At 46.3% G+C, this 14,649-nt stretch carries 17 protein-coding genes and 1 tRNA gene; 7 read left to right on the plus strand and 11 right to left on the minus strand.

Going from position 1 to position 14,649, the window contains the following annotated elements; all coding sequences use genetic code 11:
• Positions 1–17 precede the first annotated feature (17 nt).
• Positions 18–1,577 (minus strand): DNA methyltransferase, encoded by a 1,560-nt coding sequence (locus tag R2083_RS13835; RefSeq protein WP_317538782.1) that lies wholly within the window; start codon positions 1,575–1,577, stop codon positions 18–20.
• Positions 1,578–1,686: 109 nt separating this feature from the next.
• Here R2083_RS13835 and R2083_RS13840 point away from each other — a divergent pair, with 109 nt between their 5' ends.
• From R2083_RS13840 to R2083_RS13855, 4 genes are all read left to right on the plus strand, one after another.
• On the plus strand, positions 1,687–2,166 hold the full coding sequence (locus R2083_RS13840) for a hypothetical protein (RefSeq protein ID WP_317538783.1): 480 nt from the start codon (positions 1,687–1,689) through the stop codon (positions 2,164–2,166).
• Positions 2,167–2,285: 119 nt separating this feature from the next.
• Positions 2,286–2,948, plus strand: coding sequence for a protocatechuate 3,4-dioxygenase (locus tag R2083_RS13845; protein ID WP_317538784.1), 663 nt, complete (start codon positions 2,286–2,288; stop codon positions 2,946–2,948).
• Positions 2,949–2,951: 3 nt separating this feature from the next.
• The gene (trxB, locus tag R2083_RS13850; protein ID WP_317538785.1) at positions 2,952–3,902 is read left to right on the plus strand and encodes a thioredoxin-disulfide reductase; all 951 of its coding nucleotides are present in this window, start codon (positions 2,952–2,954) and stop codon (positions 3,900–3,902) included.
• 44 nt (positions 3,903–3,946) lie between these two features.
• Positions 3,947–4,495 carry a Smr/MutS family protein gene (locus R2083_RS13855; RefSeq protein WP_317538786.1) on the plus strand — a complete coding sequence of 183 codons (549 nt, stop codon included), beginning with the start codon at positions 3,947–3,949 and terminating at the stop codon, positions 4,493–4,495.
• An 18-nt stretch (positions 4,496–4,513) separates the two neighbouring features.
• Here the strand turns inward: R2083_RS13855 and R2083_RS13860 are convergent, their stop codons facing one another.
• From R2083_RS13860 to R2083_RS13870, 3 genes are all read right to left on the minus strand, one after another.
• On the minus strand, positions 4,514–4,885 hold the full coding sequence (locus R2083_RS13860; protein ID WP_317538787.1) for a TraR/DksA family transcriptional regulator: 372 nt from the start codon (positions 4,883–4,885) through the stop codon (positions 4,514–4,516).
• A gap of 101 nt (positions 4,886–4,986) precedes the next feature.
• A complete protein-coding gene (locus tag R2083_RS13865) occupies positions 4,987–5,520 on the minus strand; it encodes a peroxiredoxin (RefSeq protein ID WP_317538788.1) in 534 nt (177 codons plus the stop codon).
• A 13-nt stretch (positions 5,521–5,533) separates the two neighbouring features.
• Positions 5,534–6,769 (minus strand): MFS transporter, encoded by a 1,236-nt coding sequence (locus tag R2083_RS13870; RefSeq protein ID WP_317538789.1) that lies wholly within the window; start codon positions 6,767–6,769, stop codon positions 5,534–5,536.
• A gap of 30 nt (positions 6,770–6,799) precedes the next feature.
• Here R2083_RS13870 and R2083_RS13875 point away from each other — a divergent pair.
• The 3 genes from R2083_RS13875 (at position 6,800) to R2083_RS13885 (ending at position 8,480) form a co-directional block, all read left to right on the plus strand.
• Positions 6,800–6,875 (plus strand) — tRNA-Arg (locus R2083_RS13875).
• A gap of 217 nt (positions 6,876–7,092) precedes the next feature.
• A complete protein-coding gene (locus R2083_RS13880; RefSeq protein ID WP_317538790.1) occupies positions 7,093–7,707 on the plus strand; it encodes a hypothetical protein in 615 nt (204 codons plus the stop codon).
• Positions 7,708–7,886: 179 nt separating this feature from the next.
• Positions 7,887–8,480: a hypothetical protein gene (locus R2083_RS13885; protein ID WP_317538791.1), complete on the plus strand. Its 594-nt coding sequence runs from the start codon at positions 7,887–7,889 to the stop codon at positions 8,478–8,480.
• A 138-nt stretch (positions 8,481–8,618) separates the two neighbouring features.
• On the opposite strand, the gene R2083_RS13890 is transcribed toward R2083_RS13885, so the two are convergent.
• The 7 genes from R2083_RS13890 to R2083_RS13920 form a co-directional block, all read right to left on the minus strand.
• Positions 8,619–9,494: a hypothetical protein gene (locus tag R2083_RS13890; RefSeq protein ID WP_317538792.1), complete on the minus strand. Its 876-nt coding sequence runs from the start codon at positions 9,492–9,494 to the stop codon at positions 8,619–8,621.
• Positions 9,448–10,044, minus strand: a complete 597-nt coding sequence (locus R2083_RS13895; protein ID WP_317538793.1) for a hypothetical protein — start codon at positions 10,042–10,044, stop codon at positions 9,448–9,450. The genes R2083_RS13890 and R2083_RS13895 overlap by 47 nt, the downstream gene beginning before the upstream one ends.
• Before the next feature lie 203 nt (positions 10,045–10,247).
• A complete protein-coding gene (locus R2083_RS13900; protein ID WP_317538794.1) occupies positions 10,248–10,412 on the minus strand; it encodes a hypothetical protein in 165 nt (54 codons plus the stop codon).
• Complete coding sequence (locus tag R2083_RS13905; RefSeq protein ID WP_317538795.1) at positions 10,396–10,824, minus strand: DUF5681 domain-containing protein; 429 nt, start codon at positions 10,822–10,824, stop codon at positions 10,396–10,398. The genes R2083_RS13900 and R2083_RS13905 overlap by 17 nt, the downstream gene beginning before the upstream one ends.
• Before the next feature lie 276 nt (positions 10,825–11,100).
• On the minus strand, positions 11,101–13,281 hold the full coding sequence (locus tag R2083_RS13910; protein WP_317538796.1) for a DNA-primase RepB domain-containing protein: 2,181 nt from the start codon (positions 13,279–13,281) through the stop codon (positions 11,101–11,103).
• Positions 13,281–13,526 carry a hypothetical protein gene (locus tag R2083_RS13915; RefSeq protein ID WP_074722512.1) on the minus strand — a complete coding sequence of 82 codons (246 nt, stop codon included), beginning with the start codon at positions 13,524–13,526 and terminating at the stop codon, positions 13,281–13,283. The genes R2083_RS13910 and R2083_RS13915 overlap by 1 nt, the downstream gene beginning before the upstream one ends.
• Positions 13,527–13,668: 142 nt before the next feature.
• A complete protein-coding gene (locus tag R2083_RS13920) occupies positions 13,669–14,646 on the minus strand; it encodes a hypothetical protein (RefSeq protein ID WP_317538797.1) in 978 nt (325 codons plus the stop codon).
• Positions 14,647–14,649: the final 3 nt, after the last annotated feature.

Genomic DNA, 14,649 nt, shown 5'->3' on the forward strand with positions numbered 1-14,649 from the left:
GCTGAATACCGTCCAGACTACTGAGGATCGGGTTTTTGTTGATTTTCCCGTCCGTTGCGCTGACTCCACTGAATGTCGCCGATCCACACGGTCACTCGTGCCAGTTCGGCGGCATATTCGTTGAATTCCAATCCAAGGACGTTGCCGGTGCCAGTTTCGATGGTGAGTTGCTTGCCCAAGCCGAGCGCCTCCGCGTCCAATTGAGCGATATGTTCCAAGTCCTTCAACGCGTGCATCGCCAAATAGAGGAAATTGCCCGAACCGCAAGCCGCATCCAATACGCGAAAATTGCGCAGACGCTCCAGATAACCGTGGTACAAGTCCGCTGCGGTTTTGCGGTGCTGTTTTTTGGCTGTAGCTGTTTTCACTTTGCTGGCCGTTGCCTGTATCGCCGTAATTTCAGCTTTAACGGCTTGCCATTCGGCGCTTAATGGCCGGGTGATCAGCGGTTCGATCAGTTTGTTGATGGTGGCGACATCGGTATAGTGCGCGCCCAGTTGCACCCGGCTATTGGGATCGAGGCCGCGTTCGAACAGAGTACCCAAAATGGTCGAATCGATTGCCCGCCAATCCCGTCCTTCAGCCGCTTGATACAAAATGTTCAGATCGGTTTCAGTCAGCGGCGGGACGGCTATGGTTTTGAACAAGCCGCCGTTGAACCAGGCGATATCGTCATTACCGTAGATACCGTCTTTTTTCTGCATTGCGGTAAACAGATTTTTAATCCGGCTTGCAGCTTTATTGGGATCCGCATGGGCGGCTTTGAGTATGCCGGTAAAAATTTCATGATCGCCCGTTGGGCTGGCATGCAGCAAGCCTTCATCCTCGGCGAACATACAGAATATGCACTGGGTCAGGAAATGCGCCACCTGTTGCGGCTCGATACCGCGTTCGCGCATGGTTTCCGCCAGTTCAGCAAACTGACCGGCGGCTTCGGCGGTAATTGCCGCATTGGTTTTCAGCGGTTTGAGTTTATCCGGATCGGTAAACACCCAACGCAAAATTTGCAGATTTTCCGGAGTACCAATCTCATGCAACAGAATGCAGCGCGGCTCATCCGGGTAACCGCGAAACGCGGTGTGGATTTCGATGCGCTCGCGGTCGCACACGATCAACAGCGGTGGATTGCCGAGATTGCCTGCATATTCGCGTAATTGCGCCAGTGCCGCTTTGAGATCGCGCCCGGGTTTCTTGTTTTCCCAGGCAAAACAGTCGAGTTTCCAGACATCCGCCCAACCTTGCCCGCCACCATCCTTGATTGCACCTTTTTCGTAGCAGAAATCACCCGAGCTACGCGGCTTTTCTATTCGCAATACGTCGCATAAATCTTCAATGTACGACTGCGCACCGGCTTTCTCGGTTAAATCGTTTTTAGTCCAGATTTTGATGAATTCTTCGGGTGTCATGAGGGGGCGCTGAGGTGTTGTCAGACTTGCTTTAAATGTTTGAGAATATACCAATTCAACCGGCAATAGAAACAATGTTTCCTGCTTGCCGGTCAAGCTTGGGTAGGTTCTGCGGAACAGAGAAATGCCGGTCTGAATTTTTATTCTTGATGCGGCTCTAAAAGCTTTCACGGAATCTTCGTTAAGCAATCAAACGGCTGATCATGAAAAAAATTCCCGCAGAAAAAATACCAATCTGATAAATTCAGACGACAAATTTATTGCTATCAAGGACCATCAAATGCGAGAAACGCGAATAATCATTGCCTGTTTACTGATTTCCACATCAGCGATCGCGGCGGATATGGATAACCGGCAAACCCTTACACTCACGGAAGGTCAGCGTAGTCACGTGCTGGAGGAAATGCGGGCATTGTTGTCGGGCACACGAGACATTCTGGCGGCGCTTTCGACGAATGACATGGCAGCAGTCTCCAGATACGCCCGTCCTTTGGGGTTGGGCATGGCGCACAAAGCCGAGGATCACCTCAAGAGTGTGCTACCCAGGGAATTCATGCAGCTCGGCATGTCCTTGCATCAGGATTTCGACCAAATTGCCGCGGATGCGGAATCCAAGAAGGACTCCAAACTCACGCTGCGGCAGTTGAGCGACGCCATGGCCAAATGCGTTGCCTGTCATGACGTCTATCAGATCAGTAAGGCACCGGCATCCGGACAACCGGTGCAAGCTAAGGAGCATGGGCACCATCATCATCCTTAGGGCTTAAAACAGACTCCAAGGAATATCCGGTTTTGCTGCGTTGAAATCAGATCCGAGTAGTCTTTGTGTTACTCAAAGCAATCGCACTTACTATACAAATAGCGGTCGAATCACCAATCATGAAAAAAATTTCCCGCAGAAAAATGATCCAGTTCGGTGTATTGAGCGGTCTAGCCAGTGCGCTTGGCATCAATGGTAGTTTTGCCAAAGCATGGGCGCTGATACCGACTCCCGATGAAACTGAAGGGCCGTTTTATCCGGTGAAAGATCAACAAGACAAAGATGCCGATTTAACGCAAATTAAGGGGCATACCGCCGTTGCGCAAGGCCAGCACATTGTGGTGAGCGGTCAAATTCAGGATGTTGCAGGGTATCCCGTTGTACAGGCCACATTGGATATTTGGCAGGCTGATGCCCACGGGCGGTACCATCATCCGCGCGATCCTAATCCAGTGCGTCCAGACGAAAATTTCCAAGGCTGGGCGGTCATCCGTAGCGACGAGAATGGCTTATTCCGCTTCAAGACGGTGATGCCCGGCGCTTATCCTGCCAGCAGATCGTGGATCCGTCCGCCGCACATTCATTTTAAGGTCTCAAAACCAGGCTTCCGTGTTCTGACGACGCAAATGTATTTTCCTGCTGAGAAGCTTAACCGCAGCGATTTATTGTTGAATGCAAAGTCCGAGCGGGAGCGAGCTGCGATGACGGCGCGGTTGGTCGCCAAGCAAGGCAATTTACCCGTTTACGAGTACAATATCGTTCTTGATTTACTTCGCCGATAAAATATGACAACCAAACACAACACATTGCTCATTCTGGGCTCCGGACCTGCCGGTTATACCGCCGCAGTCTATGCCGCGCGTGCAAATCTGAAACCGGTCTTGATCACCGGATTGGCGCAAGGCGGGCAATTGATGACGACTACCGATGTCGACAATTGGCCAGCCGATGCGATGGGCGTGCAAGGCCCGGAATTGATGGAACGGTTTCAGAAGCATGCCGAGCGCTTTCAAACCGAAATCATTTTTGACCATATCCATACCGCAAAACTGACGGAAAAACCGGTTACGCTGATTGGCGATCAAGGCACTTATACCTGCGATGCGCTCATTATCGCCACCGGCGCTTCCGCGCAATATCTCGGTCTGCCGTCGGAAGAAGCATTCATGGGGCGCGGCGTATCCGGTTGCGCGACCTGTGACGGTTTTTTCTATAAAGGACAGGACGTTGCCGTGATCGGCGGCGGTAATACCGCAGTGGAAGAGGCTCTTTATCTGGCCAACATCGCGCGCAGCGTGACGGTAGTGCACCGGCGCGATCAGTTCCGCTCGGAAAAGATTCTGATCGATAAGCTGATGGAAAAAGTCCGCAGCGGCAATATCAAGCTGGCATTGAATCATGTGCTGGAAGAAGTGCTCGGCGATCAATCCGGTGTGACCGGCATGCGCATCAAAAGCACGCAGGACAATGCCACACAGACGATCAACTTGCAGGGCGTATTCATCGCCATTGGCCATAAACCCAATACCGATATTTTCACCGGACAATTGGGCATGGAAAACGGCTACATCGTCACGCGCGGCGGCGGTCAAGGCAATGCGACAGCTACCAGCATCCCCGGTGTTTTTGCTGCGGGCGATGTGCAGGATCATATTTATCGCCAAGCAGTTACCAGCGCCGCGAGCGGCTGCATGGCGGCATTGGATGCGGAAAAATACCTCGATCATTTGAAATAACCGCATGCACCGGGAACCCTGCGGCAAGTAATCAGTGATATTGAATGAAGGACAAGAATTCCACGCAAGATGACGATGAAATGGCGCTATTTCACGCCGCGATGCGCGACGTAGCGCCGTTACCCGCCACCGGTACGGTCGTCCAGCATAAGCCTTCCGTCCCTCCGGTTCCCCGGAAAAGCAATCTGCAGGAACAGCTCGTCACAGCAGATGCACTCTCTGATCATATCGCCATCGAAATGGAAGCAGGTGATGATTGGTCCTATGTGCGCCCCGGTATGCCGCGTCTGACATTGCGGAAATTGCGGCGCGGTCACTGGCGGATCCAGGACAATCTCGATCTGCATGGGTTTACTCGTGACGAAGCCAGACAGGAATTAAGTATTTTCCTGGATGCTTGTTTGCAAAGTAAGTTTCGTTGTGTCCGCATCATTCACGGTAAAGGATTGAGCTCCAAGAATCGCGAACCGGTCCTGAAAACCCGGATTGGAAACTGGTTGCTGCAGCACGCGGATGTACTGGCTTTTTGCCAGGCTAGGGCGGAAGACGGCGGTGGCGGTGCGATCCTGGTTTTGCTTAAAAGCAAAGCATAGATTGATCGTGGCTCACCTTTACAGCGACGGACTGGATTCCTGCGGAAAAGCCTTTTCGTACTTGCTCTGGCACTGAATACAGCGTTGTGCGGATGGGTATACCAGCAAACGCTCAAACCCGATTTCATTGCCGCAATCGATACAATCGCCGAATTCCAGCTCGTTGAGATACTCCATCGACATTTCCAGCTCGCGCATCTCGTTGATCTGCCGGTCGATCAGTGCAGTATCGATGTCATCCGGGGTATCGTCCAAATATTCCGTCCGCTCAGAGTCACGAATATCGTTGGTGTGCGCCAACTCATTTTGAACCTCTTCCTGCAACGCAAGATATCGCTCATGGAGTGCGGTTTTTAACTGTGCTAACTGATCTTCTGTGAAATTTGCCATTCAGTCTCCTTTCGATTTTAGCTTCCATATATTGTCTGAGATGTAATTTTCAATCCTTGATCGAAGTCAAATGAACATGTCCCCATCACGGCTCTACCGGATCAAACCGCTTGTAAATGCTTCAAATCAGCGATCACTTCGGCAGAGTTACGGGCTGCACTCGCTGACAGATACATCCGTACGATTTTTCCCTGCGGATCGATCAAGAAGGTATTGCGCTGGGCAAATTTGATAATGCCCAAATTAATCAGGGAATGATAACGTGCCGCCGTTTCGGTTGTGGTATCGGCCAGCAACGGAAACTGCAGGTGAAACTTGTTAGCGAAATCAGCATGACTGTTTGTGTCATCGACACTCACGCCGACCACATCAGCGCCCAAATTCACCAATTCCTGCAAGCCGTCACGAAAAGCGCACGCTTGTTTGGTGCAACCGGGCGTATCGTCCTTAGGATAAAAATATAAGGCCAGCCATTTGCCGCGAAAGTCAGCCAAAGTGTGGGTTTTTCCATGCTGATCAGTCAATTTGAAATCGGGCGCAAGCTGACCCAACTCGAGTGACTTTCTATTCCTGGAGAAAAACCAGAACATGAATCCCAGCGTGAGGATTGATAGGGTAATAGTCAACCATTCCATGATATTGTCGTCCTTATTCGTTGTTATCCGGATGCCGCGGCGGCCAAGCCCATAGCCGTAATAATACAATAGCCAGTAACGTCAGCAGACTGGCGAACATAAATGCCGCCGCCGCGCTGTATACATGCCATATCACCCCGAACAATAGCCCCGCCGGGATGGCCGCGATACCACTGACCAGATGATACCAGCCAAAAGCGGTGCCGCGTTCGTCAGGCGAAGCATAATCGCTAATCAACGCGCGCTCGGCGCCCTCGCTCAAACCCATCAGCAAACCGTAAAAAACACTGATGATCCATAGCCCGCTGCTCGTTGTAGTCTGACTCAGCGCCAGAAACGATACTGCGAGCGCGGACCAGCCGATCAGAATCAATGCGCCACGGCCGAAATGATCGGCTAATTGCCCTCCCTGCGTGGAAGTAATCGCCTTGGCGAGATTGAGCGCCGCCCATAGCAGCAGTAATTCAACCACACCGATACCTAATTCATGACCAAATAGCAAAATAAAAGTTTCAGAAGCGCGTGCGAAGGTGAACAGCATCAGTACCCACAAGTAATGCTGCATCGGTGCAGACAAGCCAGACCAGCGCAATGGCGTAAGCACACGTTGCGCTGCTGCGGATGGAATTTGGCTGGCTGTGGTTTCTTTCACTCCCGCGCCCAAAAGCGCTACCGCGGCAAAGCCGGGTACTGCCGACCATAGAATCACTTCACTTAAACTTAAATCCGACCACGCCAGAATAGCCGCAGCCGCCAAAGCACCGGCAACCGCACCGGCATTATCCAATGCGCGATGAAAACCGAATGCATAGCCGCGTATCTGCGGCGGTGTCGCATCGGCGACCATCGCATCACGCGGCGCGCTGCGCAATCCCTTGCCAACCCGATCCACGCTCCGCAGCAATAATACAGTCAGCCAGGAACCCGCCAAGCCAAGGAGCGGACGCGCCAGATTGGAAAGCGTGTAGCCCGCCAACGCCAGCTTTTTACGCCGCCCGCTCATCACATCGGAATGCCGTCCCGCCCATAACTTCAGAAAACAGGCCAGTGCATCCGCAACCCCTTCGATCAATCCCAGCGCAATCGGCCCCGCAGCCAGTACAGTTGCCAGCAGAATCGGGATCAATGGCACCACGATATCGGATGCAAAGTCATTGAAAAAACTAACCAATCCGAGAACAACAACCGTCCTCGGGAGTTTTTCTGAGGTTTGCGGACTGGAAGGATCCGGCTGATCAGGTTTATTCATGGTGTGATATTAGCGTAAAATATCAAGTCCGCCCTGGTAGCTCAGTGGATAGAGCAACCCCCTCCTAAGGGGTAGGTCGCACGTTCGATTCGTGTTCAGGGCGCCATCAAAATCAATTAGTTAATTATATAACGATTATTTTCATCACTACTTTCTTGTTATTTGTAGCTGATTTGTAGCAGAATTTACTCAATACTCTAGTTGCCCTTCGGTACTATTTTTCGGAGGGACTCAGATATAAATCGATTATAGTGTATGCTCGTTCATAGCAGCTTTCTTTATAGAAACGTTTTTTCCTAAATACATAAAAACAGGAGGAAATCATGAAGACGATCAAGTCACTATTGAATGACTCATGGACGATAAAAATCTTTGTTGCGTTTGTAACCATTAATTTATTCTCCGGTTCCGTATCAGCCACAATGGTAAAAACCACAATTGCTGGGCACATAGCGAGCGTACCCGCAACTATCCCAACCAGCGTCGTAGCGGTCAACGATCCATTTGAGCTATTTTTTACTTTTGATGATTCGCTAGGTGTTGCTACCCCAGTTTATATCGGGGGCGATTTATACACCGTCGTGACTGATACTTTTTCCACAGGTATTACAGGCTGGTCAGGCTCCTTGCCGACCTACATTGCGTCATTAAGCTCAAACGATACTCAGATAGGCACAAAACAATCATGGTATCGACCGATCGACACGCTCCATCACGAAGAATGGTCTGTCTGGGGATTGACTATGATTACAAACTATCACAGTAATCCTGTTCCATCATATGGCTGGTTTCATTATGGTCAGCCAGATACGATTGGGCTCATAATCAATAGCATCACAACCAGCCCTATTCCAGAACCAAAAATCTACGCGATATTATTAGCAGGTTTATGCTTATTGGGGATCATGGCGCATCACAAAAACGAATCCACGACGTGATTATTTGTGAATTTGTTCAGAACAAAGCTTGCGCTCACTAGTTTTTCCTATAAACCCATCAGATTATTAGCCTTCTATAAACTGCAATTGTTTTAACTAATAATGGAACAAATCGCACAGAATGAAAATAGATATGCATCAGCACTGTAAGTAAAATCAAAATAAGGTGAAGATACAAAATGAGAAGATTGATTCTGCTAGTAGCGTTAGCTCTTATCCCTGGTTTATCACACGGACTATCTTTTGTTTATGATGGATTTGAATGTATTGGGGATGCATCCCCGGGCACAACAAAAAAACAAAGTCGTTTTGAAGTTATAGAAGAAATGGGAAGTGGTGCGTACCGCATTTTATTTACGGGAGGATTGCCACTATTCTCGAGTGGCGCTGGGCCATGTGTTGGAACTGCGTTTGGAGTAGAAACAACAGAAGCAAGTGATGGCAAGCAAGTAAAGAAAACCGATGCCCAGGCAATCGCCTATTTTACCGGATCACATCTAATCATCACTCTGACTACTTTGAATTCCTATGGCGACGGTCAAGTATTTGGGGGAGGGCTATTTATGTCCAGCATTGTATATCCGCAAACCTACACGTGGATATTTGAATTTGTTCCAGAGACCACATCATTCAAGCTGATAAGAAATATAGCTATTATGGACACAGTATCATCCATAGGTAGTGTGGAATCAGGAAAAGTAATGGGTACACTTACTGTAAATACACCATACACTGCTGTTCCAGGAACAGCTGTTGAATACTACATGGAGTAAAAATTTTTTATGGGCGCGGCTGGTCTGCACTAGACCAAATTATACTGTACAGCTACCAAATTGACTAAAGTAGCCGAACTGTACCAGTTGCATTCTATCTGTAGTAGTCAAAATCTGATTTGAACTATTGCAGTACAATTATGGTTTTCCCCCAACGTATGAACCATCGGGTGCCATACGTGGGGTTCCACCAACATATGAACCATCCGGTGCCATCTGTGGCACTCCACCAACATACGAACCATCCGGTGCCATCCGTGGCGTTCCACCGACATATGAGCCATCCGGCGCCATCTGTGGCACTCCACCAACGTATGAACCATCAGGAGCCATTCTCGGGGTACCACCAACATATGAACCATCAGGAGCCATTCGTGGGTTGCCGCCAACATACGAACTTTCGGGTGTTATTCCAGAAGGATTTATTTGCGATCTGAATCCATTATTCAATGGATAATTATAGCGATTCAAAGCACCTTGGCCAGCATAATAGGTTGTTACTCCAGCGGCGACTCCCAAGAGAGTGGCAACAACGAACTCATTAGCTGCTTCTTGCTGAAGTTGAGTTGGATGTTGACCAATAAGGTCGGATGGGGGAATAGCTTCACCCATAGCTTTTAGTGTTAATTTTGCATTTGAATCCCCGTAACGGCTTGCTTTTTTAAACCAGTATATTGCTTCATCCTTTCTATCAACCATAAGAAGCGATATGCCCAGATTATTCATTGAGCCTGGATCGCCACCCTTCGCAAGTTCAGCAAAGTGATACGATGCAGCAGCAAAATCCTTCCGATCAATCGCAGCAAGCCCTTCAATAAAAGATGGAGGAATTCCGCTTCTTATATGGTTTGATCCACACCCTTGCAGAATAACAATAACAAGAGTTATCAATAGCATACTCTTACATACTTTCATATCAACCTCTTCTACCAAGAATTGAATAAATTTAAGTTCTATCTGCGTTATTTTATTTCTGAATAAGGTTGCGCTCGAAAGTATGCCACCATTTCTCAAGTCCTTTTCTTACAGATTCGGGTGGAGGATTGTGCCCATATATGAAACTGTAACCTTTTATTTCCTCTGTAGGGTCTATTCGGAATGTAACTCGAACTGAAGATTTGTCATCTGCTTCAGGAGTTATCTGCACTTTAATGGTCACATAAAATTTCCCCCCTTCATCAAGATAATAAAAATTTGAGTAAAATTTCCCAACGTGATTAGCTGCTATCGCTTGCATCATAGGTTCCTCTATTGCTTTGATAGCTTTATATTCGTCAACAGTGAACGGAATTGGCGTCAGCGCTTGAGCAGTAAGTATTGAGTTATTACTTTCCTCTATAACTGTAAAACCAAGTTGGATTGCACTTTCTTTTGCAGCAATCCAGCAATCAATAGCCTTATTAGGATAGATTCTGGTTCCTTTTGAGGAGATAATTTTCTGATTTGCCTCTCCCCAAAATGAATTAATTTCATCCATTCCACTTTGCATTTGCTGCATGCTTACACAACCAGAAACTATTCCAAGCAAAATTACATTAAATATTATTCTTACAACAAATTTCATATTTTTATCTTAAGAGCTCACTGAGCTTCTTCCAAGTTCTGGATGATTGAATGCGCCGCCATTCAATCTCACAATCAATTCCTCTCTTTCGATCATGCAAAACTTTCAAAATATCTTCAATTGTCACATTCACACCTAATTTGGATTCCAGTTTCAGAAGTCGGTTTTTCAACATTGCCATCTTATATTAACCCATTAATCTATCAAGAAAATTCGACCACTATAATTTTTTGTTCGTTTACTTCAGCTTCATTGAGTTGTTGCTGCTGCTCCGGAGTCCATTCATCCTCAAATTTAATCATCACCAAGGGCATTTGCTCAGGTTTAATCATTTGTTCTAGTTTCATCAACCTATTTTTTATGTTCATTGGCTTGTTCCAATGCAGTTAAACGTTTCTCCAGTTCATCCATTTCTTTGATCCTTGCCAATGTACCTAGGCTAGTTAGTAGTGCGCTTCCTTGGCTTGGCGCAAGTGTTCCGTTAGCAACGGCCAGAATAATTGATTGTCCTTGCGTGGACAAATCGGCATCTACCGGAAAACTGATCTTTACGGATTGCTCCATTGATTTAACTGGTGGTATAACCCGCTCCAGTAATAACTTGGCTGCTTGCGGATCGCCTTCCTTAGCTTTAATGACTAGCTGCCCGATAATTTCCGGTAGATGCTGGGCAATGTTCTCCCTTAACCGTGCAACCTTTCCAGTACCGGGGCTTCGGCCACGTGGATTACCGCTTTCTCCTTTCTTCCAACGTCCACGCTCTTCTTTTGCTGCCGTCATTGCTTTTCTCCTGCTTTAACAAGCGAGAGCTCATTAGTCATAGTGGGTGAATTCTCAATTCTCTTCATAGTTCTCTCCCTTGAGAGAACTGGATTTCCATTGCTGGACAATGATTTAAGCTTCCACCTCTCCAGTTCTCTAGCCCTCTATTACACCCCCATAGAAAAGTATTTTTATACTTAGTAGAGAAAAACAGAGAGAATAGAGAATTATTACTTAAAACCCTTACCCAGTAACGCTTTCCCAGTTCTCTACTGTGAGAGAACTGGAGGAGAACTAGAGAACAGAGAAACATTTAGTCCCCCCATCTTCACAATACCTAATTTGACGAGTGTCTATTAAATAAATAATGACCTCGTCAACTTCTTTGGATTTTGCTTTCAACAACTTTGTTAATTTGCCGCGCGGCATTAAACCCTGTCGGCAATACCCCCCAAATTGTCTATCATGTGAGTAATTTATGGCATTCTTAATAAAATCCAATGCCCTCGCGGCCTGCTTCTGGAACGGGTTTTCTGCTAAATCCTTATCAAGCTTTTGTGCGAAAGCTTTGATTGATCCGTTAACATAACTCCATGCCCAGGTAACATGCTCTCGTTTAATAACCCCTCCGTCACCAATCGCAAGTAATCCAGCTACTCGAATCGTCTGTTCTTCTGCACGGCTCCACAAATTAGCAAATTGACCTGTTTCATTTAATTGTTCGGCGAATTGAATGAGCAAGTCGTGTGCACCATCTTCATAATCAATGACTGAAGTGTCAATAACGCGAATTGCTGCCATTTTTTGATTGAGTTCTTCACTTATCTGAGTATCTGGCTTTCGATTTATTGGATTTTCTTTATCGGCTTGAACAAATAGAATCCTATTCAGCAAACCGTTATCAATCATCCTGGGTGTAATGCCATCCAGCAGCTCAAGAGGTGTCGTGGTGCCGATCAAATTGATATAAGGCTTATCAATCTGGCCGATGTTTTGCTTTTTGTCAGCATAGGCCTTACCTGCAAAAAATGAGCGGCCCAGTCCGTACAAAGACATTAAGTCTTTGATCAAATCTTTTTGATGGACTGATCCACGCTCTGATAGCGCGGTTTGCAAATAAATGCCAAACTCATCAATGAGAATTAACGTTGACGGATTTCCTTCAAGAGAACGTAACAGTGCCGCGCCGCTTGCTATGCTCTCGTGAATACTTTCTCCCCAAAGCTCAAATCTCATTGAATCAATTAAACGTTTAATTGCTTTTCTAGGGTCTTCTTTTCCGCGTCCTGTATCGCCAATTAAGCATATATACAGATTCAAAGCTGTATCGCTTCCTCCTGCATAAGCTTTATTACTATTCAAATACGATATGACAATCAAAGCACCAGCAATGGCGAAAGCTTTAATGGGCATGCGACTGCTTTGGAAAATATATTCCGCAATTTCTCCAACGAGTCCGGGCGGGTATTCCGGACTAGAGACTAACCCCCCTTCCGCTACCGGCTGTTCATTGAATTCAGGTGACGAAGGCAGATCATTAGCTACTGGGGCAGCCTTCCAGGCGCTGCGCAATGTTGCCGTAACCTCCGAAGGCTCAAGACCAATTCTGCTGGCTGCATCTTCCAGTTTACTTGTCACATGATACTCATCCAATCTGCCCGTCTTAACGAATCCATAAGCACGATATGCCACTTTGTTCAGTGTATCGTTACGATTTCCTTTAAAGGCTGACTGAAGTTGGATTAGAAGTCTATCAAACTCTATTACTGCATAAAAATCATCCTGTACGCATGGCATCGATCCAATTGGCGCGGACTTGTTCGGGGTTCTTACAGTATTGATCCAGTCTTGCAGCTCTTTAGCGGAATACCGTTTATCTGAGTTAAACACCTCTCGCACCATGAATGGGTGTCCCTTCTGATGCAGGAACCCAGGAACGCGCATAACGCGAGGCAGGTCACATATTTTTGGGTCAGTACCGAGTAGGGTAGCCAAAGCCTTCTGGTGCGGTTTAAATTCACCCAGGGGGAGCGTGTCTTCTATTATCCAATAGGCATGGTGTTTCCCGAGAGACGACTCAATTACTATAGACGGGGCTAAAGGGAGATTATAAAAAGTGCGGTTAAAGTCTTCCGTATCAAAATCTGCAAATACTGCGCGTACCCGAACTACATTGCCCGCAGCTCTTCCTTTACCGTCGGTTTCATTGACGGTAAAGAATACGCCAGCGCCCTGGCGATTAAGTTCTTCTAGCTCCGCTCGACAATCCTCTAAAGTGCCATGCATGACCTTAACCAGACTGCCGCTTTTGTCCGCATCCCCGAAGGTTTGAAAGGTATGTATCTTACCCAAAGCATCCGGAATAGAATCAGCTTGACTAATTACTTGATCTTGAATATTATTTGCTATGCAATAAGCTTCAAAACTACTCGCCTCGTGCCTGCCAGCATTTGGGGCGTTTTCATTTGTGATCATTATTCACCGCCAGATAGCAAATTTCTGATTTCGCTAACATTCCACGCCAGACGGCCATTTATACGCACCGGTCGCAGCGCTCCATTTTCAAGGCAAGCCCAGGCACGTAAGGTTTGGGGTCTTCGATTCAAATAAAACGCTGCGGCGTCTGTTGGAACTGTTGGCCGGGTTACCGATTCAAGTGGCGGGAATATTTGTTGATTATGCGAAGCGAGTGCTTCTGATGGGGTAAAATTTGTTTCCATTTTGAACCATCCTTTGCCTTTCGGCGCTGTTGAGATGGTTCATGTTTATATATATGTTTTGTAAGAATAAAAATATGGGAATAAATAGAAACCTAGATAATAATTAGGTTCCGTTTTTCTGAACATCCTCTGTTTGTACTGGTTATCGGAAATTTTCACCAGAATCCTTAGTGAAAATTACAGAATCAATTTTTCCTATATTTTCCACGCATAAATCTGTCCAATATTTAGCTTCAATGGATGGTGTTCGGCCATTTCTAAACCCATACCCAGCAGCCTTAAGCCATTCTTTGAATGTACTCAAAGATGTATTGAACATATTCCTTCTCGATTTTTCTTTTGCAATTCGCTTGCAAGCATCATGTAAATCTCCAGCATTACCCGGCAAACTATCAGGATTAATATTTTTTCCTTCAGTAAGAATTTTGATAATTTCCTTTAAAATTGCCGCATTCTTTTCGACACTTTTCGGTCTCCCTGCACTTTTATTTATCGCAGATTTCAATTGCTTGAATTCTTGTTTTTTATTTGAATTTTGGTAAACCAGAAGCCCTGCAAGTTCAACTTCTCGCGCCTCAAGTTCTTTTATTTTGGCATCAATTATTATTTGTTCACTAGCAATTCCATTTGGATTACGTCTTTCCCAATTAAAAATTTGATCAGGAGTAGATTGTCGCTCTAACTCCCAGTCGTGGTATTGATTTACTGTTTCTTTATAGTCTGGCTGCATCATGGCATCAAAATCACGTGCCATTTGCTTACGTTGTTCTGTCGAAATTTCATCCCATTTCTGGAAAATATCAACATAAGCAATATTCATTCTTATTTCTTGCGGCAAATCTGAGAACTTTGTTTCCAGACATGGCGTTATAGTTTCTATTAATTTCTCTGACGCTGCTTTTTCTCGATGCTTCGGAGAATAATGAAAATCGTATAGCGCTGCTAAATACTCGCGCTGTAGCTTAGAAAGCTTATCCCATATACTTACATTAGCAGAAATATCAATATTGGGTTTTTCTATCCATTTTTGATTAAGCTTATTTTGTAAATCAATAGGTAAAGCGGAGAATTGAGATTCTAAGAGGGGGGCGATTTGATCAAGTAGCGGTATATACATCATAAC

It is taken from the genome of Nitrosomonas sp. Is35, assembly GCF_033063295.1.
GTDB lineage: Bacteria > Pseudomonadota > Gammaproteobacteria > Burkholderiales > Nitrosomonadaceae > Nitrosomonas.